Raw genomic sequence first — 23335 nt, forward strand, 5'->3', positions numbered from 1 at the left:
TGATGACGGACTTAAATCAAGCATACGATCATTGTCGTGGAGTAATTGAAAAGCATTCAAAAACGTTCTCCAAAGCTTTCGCGATGCTGCCAAAAAAGCAGAAAAGGGCGGTATGGGCCATTTATGCCTTTTGCCGCCGTGCCGATGATATTGTCGATGAAGGACAAAACCCCAAAGCCGAACTTGAAGACTTCGCTTATGAGTTCGATGCATTTATGGAAGGTAAGCTCGATTTAACCGACCCTTGCTGGGTGGCTCTCGATGATGTGTTTCGAAATTTTTCAATAGATCCGGAACCTTATTATGACATGATTAAAGGGCAGCGGATGGATTTATATCCCAGAGACTTAAAAACGAAGGAAGATCTGCTTAACTATTGTTATCATGTAGCAAGTACAGTAGGTTTGATGCTTTTACCTGTCATTGCACCAGGAAAAGTCGCTTCTTTAAAGAAAGGGGCGATTGAACTTGGGTATGCCATGCAGCTGACCAACATTCTGCGTGATATTGGAGAAGATATGGAGATCGATCGAATTTACTTACCTAAAGATGTTATGGACAAGCACGGATATACATTTGTTGATCTTCAGGAACAAAGAGTCAATCCTGCTTTCGTTAATTTATGGGAAGACCTGGCGCAGGATGCCGAAATGTATTACGACAGGGCTGCAAAAACGCTGCCTGATTATCCTGTTTATTCAAGGACACCTGTCGGAGGAGCAGCAAAAATGTACCGTGCCATTCTGCCAACGGTCAGGAAAAATGAATACCAGGTTTTTGGAAAGCGTAATTTTGTCTCAGACAAACGAAAGAAGCAGATTATTGCAGAGATGCAGTAATCTGCTTCTTTTATTTCCACGAACCTTAATAAAAATGATTATATAATCCACATCCGATACTGGTGGTTGATTTTTGTACAAATTCATATGTACTTGCCTTGGTGATCAGCAGGCTCAGAAACCGGTACTCGTGCGTGAAGCAGGACAGGGAATGGAGAAAGCACAGCCACAGTCATTGAATCAACCATTTAAACGTATCTATAAACAAGCCTGAGCTTTCCAACTAACATCCTCTCATCTGAGCAGATGGTTAACAAACTTTTTACTAAATCTTTTTTCCGGTAGAAGGATTTTTTATCAGCGATAACGAAGAATCTTTACAACAGTTTTGACAGCTGTTTTCCTGCTTTAATGCGAAGGTGCTTTTTTTAAATGAAAAAGGGGACGTGAACGATTTGTACAGGTGATTCTTTTGTTAGTGATTAAGTCTGCATCTGTTTCTTGTAACCTTGAAGGGAGAGATTCTATGGAATCTATGGTGTTTTTTACTTACCCCTTTTTCATCATGATCACCTTTGTTTTTCTTTCAAGTGCCCTGACACTTATTTTCTTTAAACAGCTGCCGTTTCTATTTCTTGTGATGTTGAGTATGGTCATTGGTTACCTTTACTCCATTTTTTTGGGTGGAGAGGGGACGGCCCCTTATGCTGTCACTATAAGCGGGATGGTTTCTCTTTTAGCGGTAGGACTTGTTCATGGAGGATTGTACGCTGGAAAAACAGCAGAGGAAATTGAAAAACACGTATAAAACCTCTTTAACCGGCGAATACTTGTAGCAACGAATTGGATCGTACGGAAAGGAGAGGTGAGCGTGGCGGAGAAGTATTTGATTTATTATCAAGCAAAATCAGGGATTGTGAAGCAGGTTCCTGTGTTTGCCAGTCATAAAGAGAAAGCCCGTGAAGATCATTTGAAAAACCATCCTCAGTCAAAAATTACACATATTCGTTTACTTTAGAAGAAAAGCAGCATCCACCGCGGATGCTGCTTTTTCTATTTCGTATGGGTTTTTGGGTTAAAAAATAATCCGATACAAGTAAACAGCCATACTTAGGAAACTCTATAGGGAAAGGAGGTCGATACAAAATGAAATACTTTTTAGTCATCCTGAGCTGTCTGGTGGTTTTCCTATTTCCTCAGTCCGGGTCATCGCAGACATTGAAAGATGTCACATATATGACTTCAGAGACAGAAAAGAATCAGCAAATTGAAGAAATATTCAGTCGTGTTTTTCAATTGAAGAAAGGGGAGGACACCATTCGTTACTGGTACAACAAAGTCGATTTGAATGAGGATGGAGTACCGGAAGTCTTTGTTTACTTAAGCGGGCCGATGGTCTGTGGAACAGGAGGGTGCAGCGCCATTCTACTTGAAAAAAAGGATAATCGATACCAGGTGAAGACCAAGTTCTCTTTAGTGAGAAGTCCGGTAATCGTGAGTAATGAAAAGACCAATGGGTGGAAGAATCTTGTTATGTATGTGGCAGGCGGGGGCATGAAAGGAGCTTACAAACAATTAACGTATCAGGATGGGACGTATCCATCAAACCCATCCGTCCAGCCTGATATCAAGCAGGAAAATATAAAAGGAACGGCTATCATCAGTGATGCACCTGAAAAGAATGGCATCGATTTTTAATTCCATTAACGCTGACGTGCTGTATATTGAGTAATGACATACATCTAAGGGAATAAGTGTTCTTAAATGAAAGAGTGGAGGGGTCCGATGTCAAGCAGCGACGAATTGTATATCCAGGAATGTATTGACATTGCAAAGCAGTGTATAGAAGCAGGTGATGAACCATTTGGTGCTCTTCTCGTCAAAGATGGAGAGGTCGTCATGAGAGAGGGAAATCATGTTAATACGAACAGTGATCCCACCCATCATGCAGAACTTGCGCTCATTCGAAAGTACTGCACTGATTATCAAATCAGCGATTTAAAAGACTATACGCTCTACACAAGCTGTGAACCATGTGTGATGTGTTCAGGAGCCATTATTTTTGCCGGTGTTGGGCGTGTGGTCTACAGTGTTTCGAATAAACAGATGGCAGAAAAGAAAGGGAAGGGGATTATGATTGCCTGTAAAGAAGTATTTAAAAACAGTCCTTACCAACCGGATGTGAAGGGGAAGGTATTGAACAATGAAGGATTGCAGCTGTTTGAGTAAGAGCCTTTTCAGGAGGCTCTTTTTTGTTTGGGAAATAAAAGAAGACCTCTCTTCTCGCGTGCACTCACTATATTGCCACCGGCCGGTTTTACGATAATAAAGGGCGTTTTACGGATAGAAAATTCGGGAACAGAAGTTATTGTAGAATACTTTATCGAGGTAAAGTGTATTTTTGATTAAAGGATGATGATATGAAAAGAAAAGAGTATCTTCTCAATGAGCTGTTTACTGGTACATTCTGGGGCCCTGATCGTCAGATGATTGCTTCCGTAGCCTACGATTCCCGTGAAATTGAACTAGACGATGCTTTTGTTTGTATTAAAGGTGAAAATCAAGACGGACATTTTTATATAAATCAAGCAATTAATAAAGGCGCAAAGACGATTATTGGAACAGACAGCGAACGACTTCATACATATGCAGGAGCTTTTCCTCACATTAGTTTTGTGTCTGTGAATGATAGTCGCTCTGCTTTGGCCAGGCTCTCCTCAGTTGTTTGTGGTTCTCCTTCTGATTCCCTCTATACAATTGGTGTAACAGGCACAAATGGGAAAACAACAGTTTCTTCGTTTACCCATTCTCTTCTCAATGGTTTATCCTTCCGCACCGGCTGTTTGGGGACAGCTGGCATATGGGATGATAAGCAGAAGACAGAGTTTAAACAATCCGTGCCGACTACACCTGAAGCCCCCGATATTCATCGCGCTTTAGAATATTTCTGTAATAGGAAAATGAAAGCTGCCGTTATTGAAACGACTTCGATCGCCCTTGATCAGAAGCGTTTAGATACCATCCACTTTGATGTGGCTGTTCATACAAATTTAACACCAGAACATTTGGAATATCATCAAACGATGGAAGCTTATAAACAAGCTAAAATAAAGTTGTTTCAACAATCCTCTCAAGCGGTCATCAACGCCGATGACCCTCTGATGGCGGATGAACTGATTGAGAATTTCCCAGGCCCGCTGCTCACCTATGGCATCAGTCAGTGTGCTGATATACAAGCTTCTAATATTGAAACGACTAGGGAAGGAACATCCTTTGATATGGATGCGTTTGGAGTCAAGTACCACGTATCTGCTCCTGTTTTTGGACGGTACAATGTATTAAATCTTCTCGCTGCAATCGGTGCTTGTCATCAGGTTGGTTTTTCGATAGAAGAAATATTGACTGTCATTCAAAATATCCGTAAACCAGAAGGTCGTTTTCAGCTGGTAGAAAAGGACGTACCTTATCAGATTTTACTTGATTATGCACACACACCTGATGCTTTAAGTCATGTGTTGGAGGCAGTTCATCACATCCCTCATCAAAAATTGATTGTTATGATTACAGGCATCGGTCTCAGGGATCCTAAAAAGCGTCCTCTTATGGCTGAAGTCATTGAGGGAGAAGCAGATGAAATAATTGTCAGTGTCGACCAGCCGGGACATGCCAGCAGGCAGGAGGTTGTCGATGATGTCTGCCGTGGATTTAAACAACCTTCATCCGCTCATATTCATAGGAAACTGCATAGGGAAGAAGGCATTCACCACGCACTTGATCTTGCCGAATCAGGAGATTTAGTCCTGTTGACGGGAATAGGATTTGGAGGCTATCAAGTTATTGGTGATGAAAAGGTTCCTTACTCGGAACTTGAAGTGATTGATCAATACTTTAATCAGGTGTCCCTTTCTAAAAAACTGGTATGAAACTCACCCTTAGAGCCTCTTCTCTAAGGGTTTTTGCGTTTACGATGCTGAATAAATTGGGGTAGGCGATATTCAAGCTTATCGCAGGTATTTGTAAAACTTCATTTTGGGACCTCTGCTTAAGTTTGTAATCCCGGGGAGACGGGGAGGTTTCGATTATCTTGTATGGATCCTGTTTTTTAACTTACTCATCATGAAAATAATAGGAACTTTATAGTTGGATGTTCGTATAGTTATTAGGAAGAATTTTATGGGGGGAAATTTGATGTTGTGGGATAAACCTAAGTGCACGTATTGTGAAAAAGAAATAAAAGAGGAGGATGTTGTTTTTGTGAAAATGCGTTACCCTAAGCGGAAAGGTTTTACAGAAATTAAGGCATATCTAAGAAATGAAGGTACATTTATTTGTGAAGAGTGCTTTAATAGTAAAATGGAATAGTTATATGACAGAAACGACTGTTTAAGACATACATACCAGCACCTATCTACGGAACCTTAGATGATATTAAAGCAGCCAAAATTCCATGTGAGGAGCGAACAATATGAAGGAAGGAATTATAACATCAAAAGGTATTAAAGATATAGGAGAGGTGAAAATCGTTGGTTATCGAGTCGTGTGTGAAGGTGAAAAATACATAAAGGAAATCCCAAAAGCGGCTCAATTATTAAAAGAAAGAACGAAAGAAATAAACCATGTGATGAATTCCGGTAAACAAATAGGAGCTTTTGTTGTTGAAGAATCCACACCAGAAGAAGATGGGTACTGGATTGGTGCGCAGGTCAGTAAATATGAAGATATTCCACAAGGTATGACTACCTTAACCATTCCCCCGCAGACGTACGCAGCTATCCTTCACAGCGGACCGAACAGAGAAATCAAAGCTGGTTATGAAGATTTACATAGGTGGATAGAAAAAGAAGGTTACACACGTTCGAACCATACTTGGAATTTAGAAATTTATCATAAGCACAACAAACCAGAAGATCCTTCTCATGTGCTGGTGGAGTTAAACGATTCGATTTTGTAGGGACAAATAAAAAATGAAAATCAGGATGATGAGATATGAGTCGTCCTCCATATAAAAATTCACATTAATATCAGGCTTTCAGATGAGGGAATTATCCTTAAACGATTCATTATTGAACATCAGTACAAATTTCTAACAAGCTTTTTAGCGATGGAGGGAGATCAGGAAATGGGAGAGAAGTTATGGAGGATTGGAACGACTTACATCCCTGTTACGAACGTAAATTTATCTTCGGAATGGTATGTACATCAATTAGGTGCAGAGTTAAACTATCAGGATGAGGACAAAGCCATCATCAACTTGGCTGATCTAAGTATTTTTTTAGTAAAGGCCGGTGAAAATCAAACTTCTAATTTTATTGATACCTACGGAAAAGAGCGTTTTTCTTTCACTTTTGAAGTTAATGGGCTTAGTGCATTGGAAGCCCTTCACAAAGATTTTTTGAAGAAGAAAATCCGGGTAGGAGACGTGGAGAACCGCGGACACGCGGGCAGGAATTTTGTTTTTTATGATCCCGATGGTAATAAATTCGATGTCTGGAGTGAACTTAGTCCTATCTTCAAAGAGAAATTTCTAATCTCAGATTAAATTGGAACTGTACTTTTGAATAGTAGATACAAAAGATTCCCTATCTATTTTCAACCCTCTTGGAAACATCTCCGCTTGCTGTATTCCATATGACATTGGCTTCTTGTAACTGTACAGGTGGAGGGGATCATCTGCTTTACAATACAAATGAGCCGTTGGTACACCCACATCATAATCCTCAGCAAAGCACCCTGTCAGAAAATAAATAAAGAACAATCCTGCCAATACCTTCGAAAATCTTTACATGAAATCTCCCTTATCTACCCAGCATTAAAAAGCCCTGTCTATAATTTGCTCTCCTGCTTCCTTGAAAAAAAAGTATAAATAAGATAGCCGATCACTCCGATCCCACCAATGCCCTTAACCGTCCGGTATGATGTATTTCCCGTCATAAAGTCGTTAATAAGAAAGCCCGCAATAACAAGTCCTAAAATGATTACAATGATCAATTTTGCTTTTTGACTCACTGTCCCTGCCTCCTAAGAATTTGTTTTGTATTCTTTACCCCCAACGTGGTGAAATAAACAAATATTGGAAAATGAGGTCTTTCAAGGGTTACCAGGAAAAGGGAGGGATACCGGTATCCATTCTTTTTGATACAGAAAAGCCCGCAGACTTATGCCTGCGGGCTTTTCATTGTTTCAAAGAAATGAGGCGGCCGGAGAGCTATTCAATATGAACAATCTTCCCTAGAATCTGATTGGCTACATTCTGACCGCTTAAAACAACCATCGGCGATCCGCCACCCGGGTGGGTGCTTCCACCGCAGAACCAGAGGCCATCCATATCCTGTGACTTATTAAAAGGACGCATAAACGCCTGCATCCGGCTGTTGGAGGAAGGGCCGTACAAGGATCCCCGATAGGCTCCGAATGTGTTCTTGATATCATGAGGATCCATCACTTTCTCGTAACGAATGTGGTGTTTTATTGGTAGTCCGGCTTCTCCAAGAAGATCATAAATATGAGATTTATATGCTTCTTTGTCAAACTGATGGTTGGGAAGAGCTGGTGCGTTGACTAAGATAAAACAGTTATCTCCCTCAGGAGAAACAGAAGGGTCTGATTTCGATGATGTACATAGATAAATGGTAGGATCATCTGCATAATACCCATGTTTCAACACATTAAATTCTCTTTTATAATCATGGGAGAATAAAAGATGGTGATGCTTTAACCGGCTGATTTTAGTATCCAGTCCAGCCATAACGACAAAGGCAGAGATCGAAGGGTCCATGGATTGAAGCTTTTTATCCGGCATTTTCGAACGCTCAGATTCATGAATCAGTTCCGGTACTGCGTGAAGAAGATCACCGTTTACTATCACATGATCGGCTTCATAATAATCCCCTTCACTAGTTTCCACTCCCTGAACAGACCCTTTGGAGCTGTATATATGGGTTACTTTCGTTCCGCTGTACAAGTGAACCCCGACATTTTCCGCTGCTTTGACGAAACTTTCGGCAATTTTTGTGTTTCCTCCACGAACAAAGAAGACCCCGTCATTCCACTCTAAATGAGCAATCATACTGAAGGTTGCCGGAGCCTGATAAGGGTTGGAACCGATATAGGTGGAGTAGCGGTTCAATGCCTGAATAATGTTTGGGTGAGAGAAATATTTTTTGAAAAAGTGATTCATTGATTCAAGGGGACGTACTTGAGTCATGCTTCTGGCGAGTGTTGGTGAAAGGTAGTCCTTAAACCCGGAAAACGTCCGGTGAAGAAAATGTTTTTCTGACATCTCATAGAGGCGTTCGATTTCCTCAAGAAAAGAATCGTAATGGCGGTACCCCTTTGGATCAACCATTGCCAGCTGTTCTTTCATATACGCTTTGTCTGTGGAAAAATCAAAAACCATGCCATCTTTAAATTCATTTCGTGTATGATGTGTGATTTTAGCAAACGGGAGTTCTTCATCGGGATGAAGGCCGCCCTGTTTCACTACGTCACGGAAAACATCCGGCATGGTGATGGTATTGGGACCGAAGTCAAAGTGATAGCCCTGTTCGTCCACAGCCATCATTTTTCCTCCAAAGTGACGGTTTTGTTCAAACAGTCTTACATCTGCGCCTTCTTTGGCGAGAGTGATCGCGGCAGATAATCCACCGAGACCACCTCCTACAATAGCAATTTTCATTGATACGACCTGCCTTTCCATTGGTAGCTTTTTCCTCTTTTATGAACCAGCATGGACGACCACATCATACTGATCAACAGAACAGCTGAGACAGGAATAAAGAAGGACAGCCAAAGGGGGTGGCCGGTTCTGGCATCCACATACATTTTAAATGAGACGGTCAAAAGGTAAGGCAGAAGCCAGAAGAATGAGCCGGAAAAAATAGCATAAACAGCGAAAAGACCTGGCAGAAGGAAGACGATGCTGTAAAAGACAGTGAGAAATAAAACCATTATGGTTGAGCGTCCGATCCCTGTATACAGATTCTTTTTGAACCCTCCCCATGTTTCTTCCGCGTTGTCGTACATATAGGAAAGCGCGGAGGAGGTGATATTGGCAAGAATCATTTTATACCCATGCCGTTTCACTTCCCGGGCAAGATGAACATCTTCGACGAGAGAACCTTTGACCGATTCATGCCCTCCTATAGCCTCATAGGCCTCTTTTTCAATCATAATAAAAATACCGCAGGCAGCTGTGAACATCGGTTTTGTAGTCCTGTTAGCCATAAATAAAGGCAGGTGTAGAAGGACAACCATATGTTGTAAGGGAACGAGCATATGGCCTAGAAAATGATTGTTCGGGTAATTTGGGAATCCGCTCAGCATGGCCGCATCTTTTTTCTGCATTGTTTCGATGGTCAATTGGATAATATCAGAAGCCACACGCGCGTCAGCATCTAAGAAGAAAAAATAGTCTCCGTCAGCTTCCTTGGAAAGTTGATGGCAGGCATGAACCTTCCCGTTCCATCCTTCTGGAAGCGGTCTGCCCTGGATCACGCGGAAACGGGGGTCTTCTCCTGCACGTGCTTTTAATTTATTATATGTCCCATCTTCTGAATGATCGTCAAGCAGGACAACTTTTACATTCGGATACGTAAGGGCCATAAGGGAATCCATTAATCCATCTACATTGTCCGCCTCATTTCTTAGAGGAACGAGAAGAGATACGGATGCATCATTCTTTGACGTTCCATTTCTCTTCAGAGGATATAAAAATAAGCTGTTCCACACCGTCCATAAATTTATCAGGATGGTGATGAGAATTAGTAATGCAAATAGGTTCATTGGTCATCCCCGGCCTTTCCATGCAATCGTATAAATGTCTCATGGTCCTCCTGAATGACTTTGCTGCGCAGTCGATCCAGCTGATCAGTGGACACCTTTTCAAAAAGGGTTGTCATCTGTTTTCGATTCAGCTGACGGTAGCTTGACTTCTCTACAGGGTCTCCCACCTTAAGATAAGCGTTGGGTTTTCTTGAATGTTCGAGCGAATAGTAAAGCGAAACGGGTACAACATCGATGTCTGGACACTTTTGAACAAGGTAACTGATTCCAGAAAAAAATTGTAGCGGGCGCTTCTCAAGGTGCTGTTCCTCTCCCTGGGGGAAAATCCAGACTGTTTTTCCAGCATTCAGCAGTTCGATACTGTATTTTAATGAAGCCATCATATGTCTTTTATCTTCACTGTTCACAGAGTAGGCCCCGATGCTTTTGAAAAAAGGAAAGCGGCGGATCCCGTCTTCATGCATCATCCCATAGCCATCCGAGTGGATAAGCTGGTCATTCATGTAATAAATAAACAAAGGGTCCCACCAGGTCGAGTGATTGATTAAAAATAATGTGCTGCGATTTGAGGTAGTGGCAGGCGGATCGAAATAAATCGTTGAAAAATGCGCCCGTAAAAAAAGTCGGTTAAAGCGGCTGAACCCCCACTCTATGAAGGGCCGCTTATGAGCTTTCTGAAACATAAGAATTCCTCCAAAAATAAAGGCCGTACCAAATGACAGTCAGGCAGCTTACAAGAATAATGGAGAAATACAGTTCTCCATTAAAAGCGATACAGATAAACATGAAAATAATCAGGCCGAACACAAGAGCCATTCGTTTAGACCAGACCTCCGTATTCTCTTTCCTCACGGGGTGCCAAAGAATAAAAATCAAGTGGAACAGGGCTGCGACAAGAAACCACCCCATGAAGTTAGAGAATGGAATATCATAATAAACACCCGGCCCCTCCCATATCCAGTACTCCTTTACTTTAAATGATACAGGATCAAGGATAAGGTCAATCGTTACCGCACAAAGAGAACCAATGAACACAAACACCAGCAGATGGAGGAGGCGCGGCAGTCCGTGTGAAATGACCCGGGCTATTTCGTGGGAGCACCCGATAATTAAAAGCCAGGCAAACCCAATGGTGATCGGGGTGTCTGCAATTTTTAAGCCGAAGTTCTGTGTGTAATCATAAGAACCGAATAAAAAGTTGTAGGCTACGCCAAGGTGCTCGATATAAATACTGACAACAATAATCATCAGGCTGTACAGCACACCCTGCCACTTTCCGTAGAGTTCAGTGAAGTAAATCCCGGCTACTATTCCCGCCGTTATTAAAAAGACGCTGTTGGCCCACTCCAGCCAGGGAGGAAGGAGGTTAAACGTAACTAAAACTACTCCGCATATGTACCAAAAGATAAAAAAACGAAAAATATAAGTCGCCATTCAGCACCTCTTTTCCATGTTGGACATCCTATGTATAAAAATTGATTCATTCCATTTCATCATACCTCATCGCTGAGTAAAATAAACGAAAAAAGCCCTGGCTAACGATCGGTCCTTTTTTTGTCAGGGGAACGGACCTTTGTCTTTCATTTCCAGTGCTGGACAGCCCTGCTGCTGGTGTAAGTAAGAAATGTTATCGGCTGTATCTACAAGCGAGGTTTGCCTTCGTCGTATAGGGGAATGGCTAACATGTATAAAGAAGTGGACAGAATCTTAAAATATCGTCAGCAGACTTATTCTTTTTTTGCTAAAATGGGAGCTATAGAGAGGGGTGGATCATGAATGGAAATCGTGATGAATGTTGTCAGTATTATTGTCATGGTGGGGTTGATTGGTCTTTGCGTATTTGACCACGGTTAATACTTAACGGAACAAGCATATCATAACGAAAAAGTTCGAGAAGCAGGCTGTAACAAGCCGGCCCTCGAACTTTTTTATTTGAAAAAACTGCTTATAACCAAGGAGACTTTGTTTTTTATTAACCCCCAGACTCACTAAAACCTTTCGTCTCCTGTGGAGGCTCAGCATACGATCGTTGAAAGCGGCTCATCCTGTGAATGAACGTTACCTCAGGCAAACTTCTCCAAACTCGAGATTGATCTTTTTTTATATAGCTCTGCTAAAGTCGAGTGTTGACTTTTAGAACTCTTTTTACCAATTCTTCTTTTCTGGAATAGCGGCCTTGGCCCGTTATCTTAATGAGAGGTTGGGGGAGAAGGGGAAACTGTCCGCTTTCCTGAGCCTCCTTGGACTCTTCGTCCTACGGGGGCATGATCCTTTCCGTCTTTCCCAAGCCTCCTTATACAACTCCTGTGGCGGAAGGAGTTCCTTAAAGCTCGTGTGAAAAAACAACACGAAACTTTAACAGAAACAGAGCTTTTAAAATAAATCATCTTTCTCCGACACTTTTCTCTCCTCCCATTCGATTATAGAAGTGAGAGGAGGTGAAAGACATGGCGATTAATAGTCAACTCGTAGATACTCGTCTACAACTTGTATTATCCGAGGGACAGGATGCAGAAGGAAATATCTTGTACAAACGCAAAACGTTCAACAATGTAAAAACAAATGCAACCGATGAGCAGCTGCACAGCGTAGCTCAGGCACTAGCTGTCTTACAGCAGCACATGCTGATGGACATCGCTCGTGATGACCGATCTGTAATTACTGAGATCTAAAGGAGGGGAACGTAATTGAAAAAGCTGGAGCTGAAATTTTTAAATGAAGAAGGAAAAGTAGTGACAATCACTTTAGACGACCCGGTAGAGCCGGCAGATCCTGCTCTCATTAACACGGCGATGGATGAAATCATCGCACAAGCGCCTTTTTATTCAGCAGGTGGTGAGCTGGTTCAAAAGAAAGAGGCACGAATCGTCGAACGCAACGTTTTTGAAGTCACCTTGTAACTGGAAAAGCCGCTATTGTCTATAGCGGCTTTCTTCTATATGGGAAGGGAGTGAGAGTTTTGGAAACGTGGTTATCGATTATCGCCGATGTTGGTTTTCCTGTAGCGGTGACCTTTTATTTACTGCACCGGATTGAAGGGAAGCTCGATCAGCTGATTGAAACACTCCATCAAATACCAGATAAAGTGGTTTCGACGAAATAAAAAAGATCCAGCCCGCTATGCAGGCTGGATCTTTTGCTGGATATATTACTGGGTCAGACCCCATTGTTTAAATGGATAGATAATGAGTTCCGTACGCCCGATGATTTCTTCTTCTTTAACAAAACCAAGACCGTTTCGGCTGTCTTTACTTATAGAACGGTTATCACCCATGACAAAATATTTTCCTTCAGGTACCTCAACAGGACCAAAATCACGGGTGCCGGATACGGCTTCTTCACTTAGATAGGTCTGCGTCTGCTGTTCTCCATTGACGTATAACTGGTGGTCTTTTATTTCTATTGTGTCGCCGGGCTGGCCGATAATTCGTTTGACATAACTTTTTACAGGTCGTTCGATAATCACGATATCTCCGCGTTCGGGTTCGTCTATATAATAAATAATCTTATTGAACATCACTCGTTCACCGTTCTGAAGGGTTGGATCCATACTAGCACCCTCGACAATAGATGTAGCGAAAAAGAACGTTCTTAGAATGAATGCCAGCGTAATGGCAACGGCAATAGCTTTCAACCATTCCAGCCATTCGTTTTTTGATTGCTCAGACAATCTCATCTTCCTTTCTCGATGAACATAGAATATTTCGTATACATTTTACCATAACCATAAAGAAAGAAAAGGGTCATGGGTTACAATTTAACGAAGATGTAACATGAAAAGAAGGAGGGAAATGGAGCGGGCTGTCTTCGTTTTGTCGAATTAAGAGAACTTTTATCAATCTTCTTTACAAACAGATAGAACACTGAGATAATTTGAAACGTGGTCAAGCTCATACGAACACACATTCTTTTTTATTCTAGAATTACGATCTACTAAAGAATGAACATGTCAGGAGGTAGTCGAACGTGCAACTGACCGACAAAGATCCTCAATTAACGAGAGTGGAATATTTGCGGAAAAAAATGACGGAAGTTGCTCTGGAAAAAGGATTTTCCAGCGTTGAATCCGTGCAGATTAGTCAGGAATTGGATGCATTATTAAATGAACTTCAAGACCAAAAGACACCTGTTTGTTGAGGGTAGGAAATCGTTCCATCAATTTTTCTTTCAAGGTCCATATATGAATTTATGTCTTTAGTATAACTTTTATATTTTTTACGTAAATGTATTTGAAGTAGAATTGGCATAGAGTGAAAAAGGAACTTCCGGATAATCCGGAAGTTCCTTTTTTGTCTTAATTCTTGTTGATGAACGTCTCTAATCGGTCCAGTCCTTCCTTTAATGTTTCTTCACTGTAAGCGTAAGAGAGACGCATATATCCTTTGCCGTATTCCGAAAACGCATCACCCGGTACGAGGGCCACCCCTGCTTCCTCTACGAGTTGAACTGCGCGTTCCATTGTTGTTTTTCCACCTAACGGAAAACGAAGGAATATATAAAAAGCTCCATCCGGCTGAGCGTATTCAAGCCCCATCGCTTTAAGGCGGCTGCACACATACGTACGTCTCTTGTTGTAGGCTTTCCGCATGGATTCTGAGGCGTCTTTGCCGTTTGTCAATGCTTCAAGAGCGGCGTGTTGACTGATGGATGCAGCGCAGGAAACATTATATTGATGCACTTTCAGAATGTGACGACTGAGCCATTCTGGAGCTAACAGGTATCCGATACGCCATCCTGTCATGCTGTGGGATTTGGAGACGCCGTTGATTACAATGACTTGATCCCTGACCTCCGTAAAGGAAGCAATAGATGTATGCGGACGCTCATAAACAAGCTCGCTGTAAATTTCATCGGCTAAAAGGAAAAGACGGTGCTTCTTTAACACAGCGGCGATATTTTTTAGTTCCTCTTCTGTTAGCGAGACACCTGTTGGGTTTGATGGATACGGCAGGATGACTGCTTTTGTTCTTTCAGTAATATGAGACTCGATTAAGTCACTTGTTAGTTTACATCCGTGCTGAGTCGTGTCGGCAAATACGGGAATGCCGCCTGCTAATCGAATCAAAGGTTCATACCCTGGATAGACAGGTCCTGGAAGGAGAACTTCATCCCCCGGCTGAATAATGGTCCGCAATGTGATGTCAAGTGCCTGAGAAGCCCCTACAGTTACAATAATTTCACTTTCCGCCTGGTATTTTAATCCAAACTCATTATCTACATGATGCTGGATAGCTTCTCTTAACGGAAGCATGCCTGCGTTGTGGGTATAGCCTGTTTCGTTGTTTTGAATCGCCTGTATTCCTGCTTCTTTAATCGCTTCAGGTGTGTGGAAATCAGGCTGGCCGATTGTTAACGAAACGACGTCTTTATAGTGACTCACCATGTTGAAGAAACGGCGGATTCCTGATATTTCAATATTTTTGACTGTCGGGTTGATTAAGTGTTCCATAAATTCTCTCCTCTTTACATAAAGTTAACAAAATGTTCAAACAATTTAAGTGCATAAAGTGACTGAATTTTGTTATAATTCGAAATAAGCCGTTGAAAGGAGTAGGAATATGAGGTCAATTCACCGTATATCTTTTGAAGACTTAGTTGATCGTAACAAAGAACAGCTGTTACAAGATCAAGAAGCTATCGAAAAAATTGAAAGACAAATAGATGAAAAACATACAAAAAGAATAAACTCCGATGCTTATGTAAGCTGATGATAACACACCTAAAAAGCAACCGCCTAGAAGTGGTTGTTTTTTTACATTCCAAGGAGAAAGTGTCAGAATATATGAAAGGATTTATTTAGATAGACAGGGGTGGATAAAATGGAAAATGTCGGGTTAGTACTTGAAGGTGGCGGGATGCGCGGGGCTTATACAGCTGGAGTTCTGGATTTTTTTCTGGATGAAGGCATTCATCTCCCTTATGTGGTAGGTGCATCAGCAGGTGCCTGCAACGGGAGTTCCTATGTAGCCAGGCAGCGGGGCAGAAATTATAAAGTCATTGTTGAATACGGCGATCATCCGGAGTACATTTCCTATAAGCGAATGCTCACTCATCGTCAATTGTTTGGAATGGATTTCATATTTGATAAGCTTCCGAATCAGCTTGTTCCGTTTGATTATGAAGCCTTTCAAAAGCAAACGACGCGTTTCGTTGTAGGGACAACGGACATGGAGACAGGAAGCCCGGTTTTCTATGATGAGTTTCCAAATCGGGAAAGCCTTTTAAAGGTTATACGTGCATCCAGTTCCCTGCCAATGGTCGCACCAAGCATCCGGTATGACGGCCGGGACTTGATGGATGGAGGGATTTCCGACCCCATCCCCATTCAGACATCCATTGATCATGGCAATAAAAAACAGGTCATCGTTCTGACCAGGAATGACGGATACATAAAAGGAAGAGTGAAAGGTGGCTGGTATTTCAACCGGAAATATAGGAAGTTTCCAAAGTTTGCTGAAACCTTACTGGACCGTCACCTTTATTACAACGATCAGCTGCAAAAGGTAAAACAAGCCGAAGAGGATGGTTCCGCTTTTGTCATCCGTCCGCAGGAACCTTTGAAAGTCAGCCGTATAGAACGTAATAGACAGAGACTGCACAATCTTTACACCCAAGGGTATGAGGAAGCCCAGTCTCAGTTAAAGCAACTGGAGAATTTTCTTAAAACAGAGTGAATCAACCATTAGAATGAAAAGGGGAAGCTTGATGGTGGGGGTTTCCCCAGCCTTTTTATGATCATCTATTTTAGGAAGCACAAATCAGCATGTTCAAACGATACATAAAATAGAAGGAATGCTTCAAAAAGAATACCTATCAAATTAAACATCAGGATGAAGGAAATTATTGATCAATAAAGATTGTGTTTATTCCCCGAAGCAGATGAAGTTGAAAAGGCTGGTCTGAAGGTAGAAAACATTTCAAGAGAGGAAGAAAGAAGATGAGTAGAGTCTCAGATTTTGTTGAAGAAGTGGACCAGACGCTGGCGGCTAATCAAAACGAAGAGAACCAGAAACAAATGGAAGCTTACATGAAGAATCATTTCTCCTTTTATGGAATTAAATCCCCGGAAAGAAAACAAATCCTTGCTCCGATTCTAAAAGAATATCGAAACATAACAGAAGAAGAACGTTTAGAAGCATCACTTGAACTTTTTCAGAAACCAGCAAGAGAATGTCAGTATGCGGCGCTCGCTTTATTAGAGAAAGGGAAAAAGAAAACTCCGGAGCATGCGATTGACGTCTACAAGGAATTACTGATGACAAAATCGTGGTGGGATACCGTTGATATGATTGCTTCTCATTTGTGTGGCGCTTACTTTCAGAAGTATCCAGACAAGCTTCATCCCTATACAGAGGAATGGCGTCACCATGACGATATGTGGGTAAGAAGGTCCAGTGTGCTCCATCAGTTGAAATATAAAGGTGATACCGATGAGAAGCTGTTATTTGAAACAATCACTGTTTTGAAGGATGAAAAGGAATTTTTTATTGAAAAAGCGATTGGCTGGGCCTTAAGAGAATACAGCAAGACGAATCCAACAGCTGTCATCGAGTTCTTAGAACGGACAGACTGCCGCCCATTGAGTAGGCGGGAAGGGTTGAAATGGTTAAAAAATAAACATCCGGAGCTTTTACAGCTGACCTAAAAATTCTAAGACCCTCCTAAATGCTGGAGTTTATTTTTCATAGGAAAGAAGACTTTTTTGAACATGGAAGTCCTGGTTTGTTAACAGAGCAAAGGTTTAAGTACAGCCGCTCCTGTTTATAATGGAGATAAACAGGCAGGGAGTGCGTTGATATGAATATTCTAGACTGGTTTGATGCTTCATTTCTAGACGAGACGATTAAGCTGTTGAACCATGACTTGTTGGATGTTTTTGGGCTGAAACAGGAGTATGTTCAGTTTGCGCTCGTTTTTATTTTTATGATGGCTCTTATGTGGGTGGTTACTCCGGTGATCGAGTGGCTGATGCTGAATCATTGGAAAACATTAACGAGCTATCTTGCGACCGCTTTATTAGCTCTTGTTTTTCTTCAGCTTGTCGATCGTTATGCGATGTCTGATGCTTCTTCAGCGCTGCCCTTCTATTATTGGTCGGTTTGCCTGTTGGCAATCAGCAGCTTTGGTTTGTTTTATGCAGGAGCCAAGTCCGCTAAAAAGCTTGTAGTTAAACTTTCGAAACGAAATAAGAAAAAAGCAGCGTAGGATGAAACGTATGATCCCTTCTTTCGTATATAAGGATGTAAGCGAACATAGAGGAGGATCATCATGGAATTAGGCTTTTTCATTATTTTATTTTTTATATTCGGCATAGGTCTGCTTGTGTTAAACATTATTACAAGCGTATGGGCTTACCGTGACGCTGTACGAAAAGGAAGAAGTACAGCGTATAGTTTAGTTGTCTTAATTGCGACGTTATTTTTTCCGCTTGTCGGATTAATTGTTTATTTGATTATTAGAAATGATTAACGAATAAGGTTGTGGAGATCCTTCTCCGCAGCCTTATTTTTTTAGGATGCCAGGTTTGCCCCAAAAATAGAAAACATGCGGGTGGGCTAAATTTTCACCTTTTAAAGACGATATAAAATAGAGTCTCTATCTAAGGAAGGACGATAGCTATGTATCAAGATGAAGGAATTTTATTAGAAAGCGGTACAAATGAACTGGAAATCGTTGAATTCGAGATTGGTGAAAATCGATTCGGGATCAATGTGATAAAAGTAAAAGAAATTCTAAACCCTCAACCCATAACGAAAATCCCTCATTCCCACCCATCAGTGGAAGGAATTATGGAGATCCGGGGAGAGATTGTACCTGTGTTGGATGTTGCGGATGCTTTAGGATTTGAGCCTTCGGCAAATCCAAAGCAGGATAAATTTATCTTAACGGAGTTCAATCAGACCAAAATTGCTTTTCATGTCCATACGGTCACCCGAATACACCGGGTATCCTGGAAGAACATTGAAAAACCAAACAAAATGTATCAAGGTTTGGAAGGGCAGATCACAGGAGTCATTAAGATGAACGAAGGAATGCTGCTGTTATTGGATTTTGAAAAAGTAGTCGCTGATATAAATCCAGAGTCCAGCCTTCATAAAGACCAGCTGAGAGAATTAGGGGAGAGAGAACGTTCTCAGAAGAAAATTCTCATTGCTGAAGATTCTCCTATGCTGAGAGGGATGCTGCAGGAAACCCTTCATGAAGCCGGATATGAACATACCGTTAGTTTTGAAAATGGAAAAGAAATCTATGATCATTTAGAAGGCATCTCTGCCGAAGGGAAGGTCGTGGAAGATGAGTACCAGTTGATTATTACCGATATAGAGATGCCGCAGCTGGATGGTCACCACTTGACGCGCTTAATAAAGGAGGATGAGCGGTTCCAATCTCTTCCCGTTGTCATTTTTTCCTCATTGATTACGGAAGATCTAAGACACAAAGGTGAAATGGTCGGGGCGGATGCTCAGGTATCGAAACCAGAAATCGTCGAGCTTGTTAAGATTATCGATCAGCATATTCTTTCATAGACAGGTGATGTCTACTCAAACTTCCTGCTGAGAATCAGCATGGAAGCTTTGGTACGCTCATGTAGGGAATAGATTTTTTTACGAGTATTCAAATCCCTGAACATACAAAATGCCGCTGTAGGTCAGCGGCATTTTGTTATTTCTTATTCAGGCGGTCAAATAATTCATCGTGCCAGGCATAGGCCTGCTTAGATAATGTTTCCGGGCCCTGCTTTGTTGGAGATGATTCTACAATTAAATTTTTCTCGCGATCTGATAAATGTTCATAGGAAGACCGCATTTCCGTTGTGTATTCCATATACTTTTTTAAATGATATAGAAAATCATCCATTTCATTCATCGACATCATTCTCAACCTCCTCTGGTTTTCTCATTCCTTCTATTAAGAAAGTTGAAACCTGAAAAGAGGAGGGGATACGCGATGGTCAGGGTCTCTTTCTTTGCCGCTGGTTCCAAGGCGCGCGTGTAGGCTGTCCCAGCATACTTGGCTGCGCAGTGGTCTGAAAGGCATGAACCTGCTTTTTAGGCGGTTTCCAATTTAAGTAGTGATACAGGTTGCGCTTCGCTCTCGACAGGGACAATTTAGGTTTGGGGTTCCGGTAGGACTGGTCGACTTTCCCTAAGTGTTCAAGTTCTTGAAAATCCTCTTTATTTGCAGGAATATGAAAGTAAAAGCCGCCGATTTCAATCAGGAGGGTCGAGTGCTGCTGGCTGAATTTCGGGTGGTCGGAAAAATGTAGTCCGACTTTTTTCGCGCGGTTTTCTTTAAGGAGTTTGTCGATCGTGTGTTTTTTTATATCATACAAATGCTTTGGCTCAGGAGCCGTTTTCGCATGACGATTGACAATAAATAAAGATTCGGCTAGTTCTCGGTTTGATAGGTGATTGGCATTCATCTGTGATCTCCTTTCCCATCCAAGTATAGTTCTCTGTCTGTTATTTTACAACATTTTACAGATAAAACATCATTCTTTTCTTTTTTTTATATCCTCAATAATTTCATTTACACTTTCCGCTTTCGTCCCGCTGTAGGTTTTGTAGATATTACCCTCAGGGTCGATGAGGAAGAAGCTTGTTCCATGAGCAACCTGATCAGAGTTCTCCATTTTCTTTACAGGAGATTGAAATGATTTAATCGACCATTCTTTTACTTCCTGAAAAGTGTAGCCAGTAAGAAAATCCCACTGGTTATAATCAGGTTCATACTTTTCTGCAAAAGAGAGCAGCACATCCTGTGTATCATTTACAGGATCAACACTGATAGATACAAGAGGCACGTCCATATTCTCCTGTTTCAGCTGCTGTTGTAAGCGGGCCATGTTTCCAGTCATTGGAGGACAGACCGTCGTACAGCTTGTAAAAATAAAATCGGCAACCCAATACTCTCCTTCATAGGCACCTGGAAGAGAAATCTTTTCTCCATGCTGATTGACTGCCTCGAATTTTTCGATATCTTTGGACCCGCATCCAGTTGTTACGAGTATGATTATGAGTATAGCTGTCCATAATTTAACATTCATGTTGTTCCTCCAGCTTCAAGTTATTCCTAGTTTAGCACCTGAATCTTCATTGCGCCGAACTTCCTTTCAACTGTCACAAAACTGTAAGAGTTGTTTATCTTTCTTCGCTTGTTTTCATTTGAAAAACAGAGATTTCCGGTCTGCACAGGAAGCGGTAGGGCAGGCGTGTCGTTCCTATTCCGCGGCTGACATACAGCTGTAAGTCCTGTTCTAAAGGATAGTGACCTTCCACATATTTTTCTGCATAAGGAGGTGTGACAAGGTATCCGATAAAAGGAAGCTGCACCTGCCCTCCATGACTATGACCAGAAAGCTGCACATCAATAGGGTACCGCTGATAGTAGTCAGCTACATCGGGTTCATGGACCATGAGGATGGTGAAGGATTCTTCCGGCACACCGGCGAGCGTTTCTTCAATTTTAGGGCTCCCCAGCATGACATCATCCAGACCGGCAAGGGTAAACGCTTCGTTCCCATTTTCTATCTGCACTTGTTCGTTTTGTAAAAGTTGAAACCCTGACTTCTCCATCACGCTGCGGATTTTCTCAGTTCCATATCCACCGTGGTCGTGATTGCCATAGATCCAGTACTTGCCGAGCGGAGCGTCCAAACGTTGCAGGAGTTCAATTAGCCGCGGAGGGAATCCATACGTCTGCGGCTCATCGACAAGGTCGCCTGTAAAAACAATGATCTCGGCTTCTTCTTTATTCATTCGCTGGACAAGGGATTCAAATTGATCCAGATCATAATGAAATCCGAGGTGGGTATCAGAGAATTGCAGGATTTTGAAATTATGAAAAGAGCGCGGAATTTTACTATTTTCTATGGTGTGGGCTTGAACGGTTAGCATGTGCGGTTCTATATAACGCGCATAGGAATATCCAAATGCACTAAGCCCAAGAACTCCGGCGGCGCCTGCCAGCGATTGTTTAATAAACTTCCGACGGGTCAATTTCATAGCCACTCTCCTCTAAAATTCTTTCGCCATTATATCACGAAACCCCCTCAAGGAAACGCTGTTTTTTTACAATTATTCGTAAAATGAACAGGAATTCATTTTCTGGTTGTGGAATGTATACAAAGAAGAGATAAAAAGGAGGATGTACATATGAAAAATCAAGTGGTTATTGTAACGGGCGGTTCCAGCGGTATGGGGTTACATATGGCGAAACGCTTTGTGGAAGAAGGGGCAAAAGTTGCCATCACAGGTCGAAGTGCTGAACGACTGGAAGAAGCAAAAAAACAGATTGCCGGCGGGCGTGAGGATGCTGTCCTGTGCATTCAGATGGATGTCCGTGAAGTAGAAGATACAAAACGCATGGTTCAGGAAACCGTTGATTCCTTTGGTCGAATTGATCACTTGGTGAATAACGCTGCAGGAAACTTTATTGCGCCTGCAGAGGAGCTGTCTCCAAACGGATGGAATTCTGTCATTAATATTGTATTGAATGGAACGTTTTATTGTAGTCAGGCTGTAGGGAAGTATTGGATAGAAAATGAAATCAAAGGTTCCATCCTTAACATTGTGGCTACCTATGCATGGAACTCAGGAGCCGGTGTCATTCATTCCGCTTCTGCGAAATCAGGTGTCCTTACAATGACTCGAACGCTCGCTGTGGAGTGGGGAAGCAAATATGGCATCCGCGCGAACGCGATTGCACCCGGCCCGATTGAACGTACCGGTGGCGCTGAAAAACTGTTCCAATCTGAAAAAGCCGCCGAGCGCACTCTTAGATCTGTGCCCCTTGGAAGACTTGGTACTCCTGAAGAAATTGCCGGGCTTGCGAACTTCATTCTTTCTGATGAAGCCTCCTATATGAACGGGGAAGTTGTCACCCTCGATGGAGGCCAGTGGCTGAATAAGTTTCCTTTTTAACAGGGAGGGAGAAACGTGCTGAAAACCAATTGTTTCTTTTGTAAGCAGACGTTTCAAATTGATCGCTCTGATCCCCAGTATATAAAGATAAGTAAAAACCCCAAAGCGTCCTATGTATGTAAGACCTGTAACCGGACGATGCAGAAAGACGCGCAGACAAGTACAGGGCTGAATCCTGATACTATAGATCGTTATGATCGGTTTTTACGATAAATGACCGCCTTTTTAGAAAGCGCTTTATATTGGATGGGTGTAAGAAACTAATTCCACTGACACTGTTACGAAATTCACCCACAAAAAAGCCCGGACTTCTACGAATGAAGTCCGGGCTTTTTTATAACTTGGCTCTGTTAAATATTGTTGTTTATTTTAGTTATCTCGAAACTGAGTTTTCAAGAAACGGGCAGGATTGTGGAAGACTCAGTTTCGAGATAGTTTCATCCATGGATTGTAAATTGTTAAGAGGATTGCTACTCTTTATGGTGAATGTAAAAATTAGGCAGTTCCGTTGGGAGGGTGAAAGATGGAAGAAGATTGGACTACATTTTCTCCACTAGGCTTAGTGATTAAATACGATTATGTAAAGATTGATGTTCCGAACAATTATGGTGAAGTAAATATAGTAGACCTAAGAAATGAAAAAGTCTTAATGAAGCTGTTCATTAATTTAAAAGAGGATGTAGTAGAGAAAAAAGGTTCATTGGAAAATTACGATATGGATGAAGAGGCTACTATTACAGAGATTAAAGGTAATATTGAATACTTCATTAGTAAGGGGATAACAAATCCTTTTAATTAAATGTGCTCTTTTCTTATTCAGGATAAGGGGGCTTTAGTGAAGTTAAGTCGATT

At 41.7% G+C, this 23335-nt stretch carries 34 protein-coding genes; 23 read left to right on the plus strand and 11 right to left on the minus strand.

The window, feature by feature from the left end; translation table 11 throughout:
• Window positions 1-2: 2 nt before the first annotated feature.
• From LC036_RS03240 to LC036_RS03285, 10 genes are all read left to right on the plus strand, one after another.
• Window positions 3-839, plus strand: a complete 837-nt coding sequence (locus LC036_RS03240; RefSeq protein WP_226578157.1) for a phytoene/squalene synthase family protein — start codon at window positions 3-5, stop codon at window positions 837-839.
• A gap of 73 nt (window positions 840-912) precedes the next feature.
• Window positions 913-1053: a hypothetical protein gene (locus tag LC036_RS03245; RefSeq protein WP_226578159.1), complete on the plus strand. Its 141-nt coding sequence runs from the start codon at window positions 913-915 to the stop codon at window positions 1051-1053.
• 198 nt (window positions 1054-1251) lie between these two features.
• Window positions 1252-1587, plus strand: coding sequence for a hypothetical protein (locus LC036_RS03250; protein ID WP_226578161.1), 336 nt, complete (start codon window positions 1252-1254; stop codon window positions 1585-1587).
• A gap of 63 nt (window positions 1588-1650) precedes the next feature.
• Window positions 1651-1797 carry a hypothetical protein gene (locus LC036_RS03255; RefSeq protein WP_226578163.1) on the plus strand — a complete coding sequence of 49 codons (147 nt, stop codon included), beginning with the start codon at window positions 1651-1653 and terminating at the stop codon, window positions 1795-1797.
• A 128-nt stretch (window positions 1798-1925) separates the two neighbouring features.
• The gene (locus LC036_RS03260) at window positions 1926-2477 is read left to right on the plus strand and encodes a hypothetical protein (protein WP_226578165.1); all 552 of its coding nucleotides are present in this window, start codon (window positions 1926-1928) and stop codon (window positions 2475-2477) included.
• An 87-nt stretch (window positions 2478-2564) separates the two neighbouring features.
• Complete coding sequence (locus LC036_RS03265) at window positions 2565-3008, plus strand: nucleoside deaminase (RefSeq protein WP_226578167.1); 444 nt, start codon at window positions 2565-2567, stop codon at window positions 3006-3008.
• Window positions 3009-3199: 191 nt separating this feature from the next.
• Entirely contained in the window at window positions 3200-4702 is a 1503-nt protein-coding gene (locus tag LC036_RS03270; protein WP_226578169.1) for a UDP-N-acetylmuramoyl-L-alanyl-D-glutamate--2,6-diaminopimelate ligase, read from the plus strand.
• Window positions 4703-4967: 265 nt separating this feature from the next.
• Window positions 4968-5141, plus strand: a complete 174-nt coding sequence (locus LC036_RS03275; protein WP_226578171.1) for a Fe3+ hydroxamate ABC transporter substrate-binding protein — start codon at window positions 4968-4970, stop codon at window positions 5139-5141.
• A 103-nt stretch (window positions 5142-5244) separates the two neighbouring features.
• Window positions 5245-5730 (plus strand): GyrI-like domain-containing protein, encoded by a 486-nt coding sequence (locus LC036_RS03280; protein WP_226578174.1) that lies wholly within the window; start codon window positions 5245-5247, stop codon window positions 5728-5730.
• Between the two features lie 168 nt (window positions 5731-5898).
• Window positions 5899-6318, plus strand: coding sequence for a VOC family protein (locus tag LC036_RS03285; protein WP_226578177.1), 420 nt, complete (start codon window positions 5899-5901; stop codon window positions 6316-6318).
• Between the two features lie 284 nt (window positions 6319-6602).
• On the opposite strand, the gene LC036_RS03290 is transcribed toward LC036_RS03285, so the two are convergent.
• The 5 genes from LC036_RS03290 to LC036_RS03310 form a co-directional block, all read right to left on the minus strand.
• Window positions 6603-6785 (minus strand): hypothetical protein, encoded by a 183-nt coding sequence (locus LC036_RS03290; protein WP_226578179.1) that lies wholly within the window; start codon window positions 6783-6785, stop codon window positions 6603-6605.
• Window positions 6786-6984: 199 nt separating this feature from the next.
• Window positions 6985-8475, minus strand: coding sequence for a phytoene desaturase family protein (locus tag LC036_RS03295; RefSeq protein ID WP_226578181.1), 1491 nt, complete (start codon window positions 8473-8475; stop codon window positions 6985-6987).
• Window positions 8451-9560 carry a glycosyltransferase gene (locus tag LC036_RS03300; protein WP_226578183.1) on the minus strand — a complete coding sequence of 370 codons (1110 nt, stop codon included), beginning with the start codon at window positions 9558-9560 and terminating at the stop codon, window positions 8451-8453. Before LC036_RS03300 ends, LC036_RS03295 begins: the two co-directional genes overlap by 25 nt.
• Window positions 9557-10243 (minus strand): lysophospholipid acyltransferase family protein, encoded by a 687-nt coding sequence (locus tag LC036_RS03305; protein ID WP_226578186.1) that lies wholly within the window; start codon window positions 10241-10243, stop codon window positions 9557-9559. The genes LC036_RS03300 and LC036_RS03305 overlap by 4 nt, the downstream gene beginning before the upstream one ends.
• Window positions 10224-10994, minus strand: coding sequence for a carotenoid biosynthesis protein (locus LC036_RS03310; protein WP_226578189.1), 771 nt, complete (start codon window positions 10992-10994; stop codon window positions 10224-10226). Before LC036_RS03310 ends, LC036_RS03305 begins: the two co-directional genes overlap by 20 nt.
• Before the next feature lie 1013 nt (window positions 10995-12007).
• On the opposite strand from LC036_RS03310, the gene LC036_RS03315 reads away from it, so the two are divergent.
• The 3 genes from LC036_RS03315 to LC036_RS03325 are packed head-to-tail and all read left to right on the plus strand — an operon-like array spanning window position 12008 to window position 12663.
• Entirely contained in the window at window positions 12008-12232 is a 225-nt protein-coding gene (locus LC036_RS03315) for a DUF1659 domain-containing protein (RefSeq protein ID WP_226578193.1), read from the plus strand.
• A 15-nt stretch (window positions 12233-12247) separates the two neighbouring features.
• The gene (locus LC036_RS03320; protein WP_226578195.1) at window positions 12248-12460 is read left to right on the plus strand and encodes a DUF2922 domain-containing protein; all 213 of its coding nucleotides are present in this window, start codon (window positions 12248-12250) and stop codon (window positions 12458-12460) included.
• Between the two features lie 59 nt (window positions 12461-12519).
• Complete coding sequence (locus LC036_RS03325; protein WP_226578196.1) at window positions 12520-12663, plus strand: YvrJ family protein; 144 nt, start codon at window positions 12520-12522, stop codon at window positions 12661-12663.
• A 45-nt stretch (window positions 12664-12708) separates the two neighbouring features.
• Here LC036_RS03325 and lepB read toward each other — a convergent pair whose 3' ends face one another.
• Window positions 12709-13236: a signal peptidase I gene (lepB, locus tag LC036_RS03330; protein WP_413229821.1), complete on the minus strand. Its 528-nt coding sequence runs from the start codon at window positions 13234-13236 to the stop codon at window positions 12709-12711.
• A gap of 290 nt (window positions 13237-13526) precedes the next feature.
• On the opposite strand from lepB, the gene LC036_RS03335 reads away from it, so the two are divergent.
• The gene (locus tag LC036_RS03335; RefSeq protein WP_226578200.1) at window positions 13527-13697 is read left to right on the plus strand and encodes a Spo0E family sporulation regulatory protein-aspartic acid phosphatase; all 171 of its coding nucleotides are present in this window, start codon (window positions 13527-13529) and stop codon (window positions 13695-13697) included.
• A gap of 157 nt (window positions 13698-13854) precedes the next feature.
• On the opposite strand, the gene LC036_RS03340 is transcribed toward LC036_RS03335, so the two are convergent.
• Window positions 13855-15009 (minus strand): aminotransferase A, encoded by a 1155-nt coding sequence (locus LC036_RS03340; RefSeq protein WP_226578202.1) that lies wholly within the window; start codon window positions 15007-15009, stop codon window positions 13855-13857.
• A gap of 109 nt (window positions 15010-15118) precedes the next feature.
• Between LC036_RS03340 and LC036_RS03345 the strand changes: the two genes are divergently transcribed.
• From LC036_RS03345 to LC036_RS03370, 6 genes are all read left to right on the plus strand, one after another.
• Window positions 15119-15268: an FbpB family small basic protein gene (locus LC036_RS03345; protein ID WP_226578204.1), complete on the plus strand. Its 150-nt coding sequence runs from the start codon at window positions 15119-15121 to the stop codon at window positions 15266-15268.
• 111 nt (window positions 15269-15379) lie between these two features.
• Window positions 15380-16234 carry a patatin family protein gene (locus LC036_RS03350; protein WP_226578207.1) on the plus strand — a complete coding sequence of 285 codons (855 nt, stop codon included), beginning with the start codon at window positions 15380-15382 and terminating at the stop codon, window positions 16232-16234.
• 263 nt (window positions 16235-16497) lie between these two features.
• Window positions 16498-17205 carry a DNA alkylation repair protein gene (locus tag LC036_RS03355; RefSeq protein WP_226578210.1) on the plus strand — a complete coding sequence of 236 codons (708 nt, stop codon included), beginning with the start codon at window positions 16498-16500 and terminating at the stop codon, window positions 17203-17205.
• 152 nt (window positions 17206-17357) lie between these two features.
• Window positions 17358-17765: a hypothetical protein gene (locus LC036_RS03360; protein WP_226578213.1), complete on the plus strand. Its 408-nt coding sequence runs from the start codon at window positions 17358-17360 to the stop codon at window positions 17763-17765.
• Window positions 17766-17828: 63 nt separating this feature from the next.
• Window positions 17829-18029: a PLDc N-terminal domain-containing protein gene (locus LC036_RS03365; RefSeq protein WP_226578217.1), complete on the plus strand. Its 201-nt coding sequence runs from the start codon at window positions 17829-17831 to the stop codon at window positions 18027-18029.
• Window positions 18030-18178: 149 nt separating this feature from the next.
• On the plus strand, window positions 18179-19087 hold the full coding sequence (locus LC036_RS03370) for a chemotaxis protein (protein WP_264188070.1): 909 nt from the start codon (window positions 18179-18181) through the stop codon (window positions 19085-19087).
• A 136-nt stretch (window positions 19088-19223) separates the two neighbouring features.
• Here the strand turns inward: LC036_RS03370 and LC036_RS03375 are convergent, their stop codons facing one another.
• From LC036_RS03375 to LC036_RS03390, 4 genes are all read right to left on the minus strand, one after another.
• Entirely contained in the window at window positions 19224-19433 is a 210-nt protein-coding gene (locus LC036_RS03375) for a hypothetical protein (protein ID WP_226578219.1), read from the minus strand.
• Window positions 19434-19512: 79 nt separating this feature from the next.
• Window positions 19513-19983, minus strand: a complete 471-nt coding sequence (locus LC036_RS03380; protein ID WP_226578222.1) for a YkyB family protein — start codon at window positions 19981-19983, stop codon at window positions 19513-19515.
• 69 nt (window positions 19984-20052) lie between these two features.
• A complete protein-coding gene (locus LC036_RS03385; RefSeq protein ID WP_226578225.1) occupies window positions 20053-20607 on the minus strand; it encodes an SCO family protein in 555 nt (184 codons plus the stop codon).
• A gap of 94 nt (window positions 20608-20701) precedes the next feature.
• Window positions 20702-21565 (minus strand): metallophosphoesterase, encoded by an 864-nt coding sequence (locus LC036_RS03390; protein WP_226578228.1) that lies wholly within the window; start codon window positions 21563-21565, stop codon window positions 20702-20704.
• Between the two features lie 150 nt (window positions 21566-21715).
• Here LC036_RS03390 and fadH point away from each other — a divergent pair, with 150 nt between their 5' ends.
• The 3 genes from fadH (at window position 21716) to LC036_RS03405 (ending at window position 23282) form a co-directional block, all read left to right on the plus strand.
• Window positions 21716-22483 carry a 2,4-dienoyl-CoA reductase gene (gene fadH / locus LC036_RS03395; protein ID WP_226578231.1) on the plus strand — a complete coding sequence of 256 codons (768 nt, stop codon included), beginning with the start codon at window positions 21716-21718 and terminating at the stop codon, window positions 22481-22483.
• Between the two features lie 15 nt (window positions 22484-22498).
• Complete coding sequence (locus LC036_RS03400) at window positions 22499-22696, plus strand: DUF2197 domain-containing protein (protein WP_226578234.1); 198 nt, start codon at window positions 22499-22501, stop codon at window positions 22694-22696.
• A 310-nt stretch (window positions 22697-23006) separates the two neighbouring features.
• Entirely contained in the window at window positions 23007-23282 is a 276-nt protein-coding gene (locus tag LC036_RS03405; protein WP_226578236.1) for a hypothetical protein, read from the plus strand.
• Window positions 23283-23335: the final 53 nt, after the last annotated feature.

It is taken from the genome of Halobacillus litoralis (genome assembly GCF_020524025.1).
In the GTDB taxonomy this organism is placed as follows: Bacteria; Bacillota; Bacilli; order Bacillales; family Halobacillaceae; genus Halobacillus; species Halobacillus litoralis_D.

What these genes read in the sequence shown, in the direction of transcription:
- LC036_RS03390 (WP_226578228.1), bottom strand. Translation starts at nt 21,565, where the DNA reads ATGAAATTGACCCGTCGGAAGTTTATTAAACAATCGCTGGCAGGCGCC.
- LC036_RS03340 (WP_226578202.1), bottom strand. Translation starts at nt 15,009, where the DNA reads ATGGAACACTTAATCAACCCGACAGTCAAAAATATTGAAATATCAGGA.
- LC036_RS03305 (WP_226578186.1), bottom strand. Translation starts at nt 10,243, where the DNA reads ATGTTTCAGAAAGCTCATAAGCGGCCCTTCATAGAGTGGGGGTTCAGC.
- LC036_RS03300 (WP_226578183.1), bottom strand. Translation starts at nt 9,560, where the DNA reads ATGAACCTATTTGCATTACTAATTCTCATCACCATCCTGATAAATTTA.
- LC036_RS03405 (WP_226578236.1), top strand. Translation starts at nt 23,007, where the DNA reads ATGGAAGAAGATTGGACTACATTTTCTCCACTAGGCTTAGTGATTAAA.
- LC036_RS03270 (WP_226578169.1), top strand. Translation starts at nt 3,200, where the DNA reads ATGAAAAGAAAAGAGTATCTTCTCAATGAGCTGTTTACTGGTACATTC.
- LC036_RS03295 (WP_226578181.1), bottom strand. Translation starts at nt 8,475, where the DNA reads ATGGAAAGGCAGGTCGTATCAATGAAAATTGCTATTGTAGGAGGTGGT.
- LC036_RS03260 (WP_226578165.1), top strand. Translation starts at nt 1,926, where the DNA reads ATGAAATACTTTTTAGTCATCCTGAGCTGTCTGGTGGTTTTCCTATTT.
- lepB (WP_413229821.1), bottom strand. Translation starts at nt 13,236, where the DNA reads ATGAGATTGTCTGAGCAATCAAAAAACGAATGGCTGGAATGGTTGAAA.
- LC036_RS03370 (WP_264188070.1), top strand. Translation starts at nt 18,179, where the DNA reads ATGTATCAAGATGAAGGAATTTTATTAGAAAGCGGTACAAATGAACTG.
- LC036_RS03310 (WP_226578189.1), bottom strand. Translation starts at nt 10,994, where the DNA reads ATGGCGACTTATATTTTTCGTTTTTTTATCTTTTGGTACATATGCGGA.
- LC036_RS03265 (WP_226578167.1), top strand. Translation starts at nt 2,565, where the DNA reads ATGTCAAGCAGCGACGAATTGTATATCCAGGAATGTATTGACATTGCA.
- LC036_RS03280 (WP_226578174.1), top strand. Translation starts at nt 5,245, where the DNA reads ATGAAGGAAGGAATTATAACATCAAAAGGTATTAAAGATATAGGAGAG.
- LC036_RS03360 (WP_226578213.1), top strand. Translation starts at nt 17,358, where the DNA reads ATGAATATTCTAGACTGGTTTGATGCTTCATTTCTAGACGAGACGATT.
- LC036_RS03375 (WP_226578219.1), bottom strand. Translation starts at nt 19,433, where the DNA reads ATGTCGATGAATGAAATGGATGATTTTCTATATCATTTAAAAAAGTAT.
- LC036_RS03315 (WP_226578193.1), top strand. Translation starts at nt 12,008, where the DNA reads ATGGCGATTAATAGTCAACTCGTAGATACTCGTCTACAACTTGTATTA.
- LC036_RS03380 (WP_226578222.1), bottom strand. Translation starts at nt 19,983, where the DNA reads ATGAATGCCAATCACCTATCAAACCGAGAACTAGCCGAATCTTTATTT.
- LC036_RS03240 (WP_226578157.1), top strand. Translation starts at nt 3, where the DNA reads ATGACGGACTTAAATCAAGCATACGATCATTGTCGTGGAGTAATTGAA.
- LC036_RS03275 (WP_226578171.1), top strand. Translation starts at nt 4,968, where the DNA reads ATGTTGTGGGATAAACCTAAGTGCACGTATTGTGAAAAAGAAATAAAA.
- LC036_RS03345 (WP_226578204.1), top strand. Translation starts at nt 15,119, where the DNA reads ATGAGGTCAATTCACCGTATATCTTTTGAAGACTTAGTTGATCGTAAC.
- LC036_RS03355 (WP_226578210.1), top strand. Translation starts at nt 16,498, where the DNA reads ATGAGTAGAGTCTCAGATTTTGTTGAAGAAGTGGACCAGACGCTGGCG.
- LC036_RS03350 (WP_226578207.1), top strand. Translation starts at nt 15,380, where the DNA reads ATGGAAAATGTCGGGTTAGTACTTGAAGGTGGCGGGATGCGCGGGGCT.
- LC036_RS03365 (WP_226578217.1), top strand. Translation starts at nt 17,829, where the DNA reads ATGGAATTAGGCTTTTTCATTATTTTATTTTTTATATTCGGCATAGGT.
- LC036_RS03285 (WP_226578177.1), top strand. Translation starts at nt 5,899, where the DNA reads ATGGGAGAGAAGTTATGGAGGATTGGAACGACTTACATCCCTGTTACG.
- fadH (WP_226578231.1), top strand. Translation starts at nt 21,716, where the DNA reads ATGAAAAATCAAGTGGTTATTGTAACGGGCGGTTCCAGCGGTATGGGG.
- LC036_RS03385 (WP_226578225.1), bottom strand. Translation starts at nt 20,607, where the DNA reads ATGAATGTTAAATTATGGACAGCTATACTCATAATCATACTCGTAACA.